Here is a 1,931-nt window from a genome sequence, read left to right on the forward strand (position 1 = left end):
AGCGGAGTTGACATGGTCGGATCACGTGGTAAGGTTTTCTAGCCCGGCCATGTGAACGGACGGTGAATGCTTCGGACACGGAGTTGACACGGTCGAAACGGATGGTCTAGGATGGAGAAGTTGCTCCAGAGCGAAACGGCCCGCGGAGCGGGTCGCTGAAGCTGGAAGAGCCTGTTGTTTGAGAACTCAATAGTGTGCCAAGTTTGTTGATGCCAATTGTTTTAACACATATTGGTTGATCATCGCCTGCCACCCCCGTGGTGTGGTGATGGTTTGCTAGGTATTGAATGGATGTCGTGGTGGTTATTTCCGGCTGCCACGGTGTTGTTCTGTAATTTTTTTACGGAGAGTTTGATCCTGGCTCAGGATGAACGCTGGCGGCGTGCTTAACACATGCAAGTCGAACGATGAAGCCCAGCTTGCTGGGTGGATTAGTGGCGAACGGGTGAGTAACACGTGAGTAACCTGCCCTTAACTCTGGGATAAGCCTGGGAAACTGGGTCTAATACCGGATAGGAGCGTCCACCGCATGGTGGGTGTTGGAAAGATTTATCGGTTTTGGATGGACTCGCGGCCTATCAGCTTGTTGGTGAGGTAATGGCTCACCAAGGCGACGACGGGTAGCCGGCCTGAGAGGGTGACCGGCCACACTGGGACTGAGACACGGCCCAGACTCCTACGGGAGGCAGCAGTGGGGAATATTGCACAATGGGCGAAAGCCTGATGCAGCGACGCCGCGTGAGGGATGACGGCCTTCGGGTTGTAAACCTCTTTCAGTAGGGAAGAAGCGAAAGTGACGGTACCTGCAGAAGAAGCACCGGCTAACTACGTGCCAGCAGCCGCGGTAATACGTAGGGTGCGAGCGTTATCCGGAATTATTGGGCGTAAAGAGCTCGTAGGCGGTTTGTCGCGTCTGTCGTGAAAGTCCGGGGCTTAACCCCGGATCTGCGGTGGGTACGGGCAGACTAGAGTGCAGTAGGGGAGACTGGAATTCCTGGTGTAGCGGTGGAATGCGCAGATATCAGGAGGAACACCGATGGCGAAGGCAGGTCTCTGGGCTGTAACTGACGCTGAGGAGCGAAAGCATGGGGAGCGAACAGGATTAGATACCCTGGTAGTCCATGCCGTAAACGTTGGGCACTAGGTGTGGGGACCATTCCACGGTTTCCGCGCCGCAGCTAACGCATTAAGTGCCCCGCCTGGGGAGTACGGCCGCAAGGCTAAAACTCAAAGGAATTGACGGGGGCCCGCACAAGCGGCGGAGCATGCGGATTAATTCGATGCAACGCGAAGAACCTTACCAAGGCTTGACATGTTCTCGATCGCCGTAGAGATACGGTTTCCCCTTTGGGGCGGGTTCACAGGTGGTGCATGGTTGTCGTCAGCTCGTGTCGTGAGATGTTGGGTTAAGTCCCGCAACGAGCGCAACCCTCGTTCCATGTTGCCAGCACGTCGTGGTGGGGACTCATGGGAGACTGCCGGGGTCAACTCGGAGGAAGGTGAGGACGACGTCAAATCATCATGCCCCTTATGTCTTGGGCTTCACGCATGCTACAATGGCCGGTACAATGGGTTGCGATACTGTGAGGTGGAGCTAATCCCAAAAAGCCGGTCTCAGTTCGGATTGGGGTCTGCAACTCGACCCCATGAAGTCGGAGTCGCTAGTAATCGCAGATCAGCAACGCTGCGGTGAATACGTTCCCGGGCCTTGTACACACCGCCCGTCAAGTCACGAAAGTTGGTAACACCCGAAGCCGGTGGCCTAACCCTTGTGGGGGGAGCCGTCGAAGGTGGGACCGGCGATTGGGACTAAGTCGTAACAAGGTAGCCGTACCGGAAGGTGCGGCTGGATCACCTCCTTTCTAAGGAGCATCAGTGCCCGTTGCATCACCGCGTGTGTGATGGCGGGTTGCTCATGGGTGGAACATCAA

1 rRNA gene is annotated in these 1,931 nt (G+C 56.1%); it reads left to right on the forward strand.

Annotated elements, in window-relative coordinates:
- Positions 1–339 precede the first annotated feature (339 nt).
- A 16S ribosomal RNA gene (locus KVS67_RS11120) occupies positions 340–1,862 on the forward strand.
- The last annotated feature ends 69 nt before the right edge of the window (positions 1,863–1,931 follow it).

The organism is Micrococcus sp. GbtcB5, assembly GCF_019091605.1.
Classification (GTDB): domain Bacteria; phylum Actinomycetota; class Actinomycetes; order Actinomycetales; family Micrococcaceae; genus Micrococcus; species Micrococcus luteus.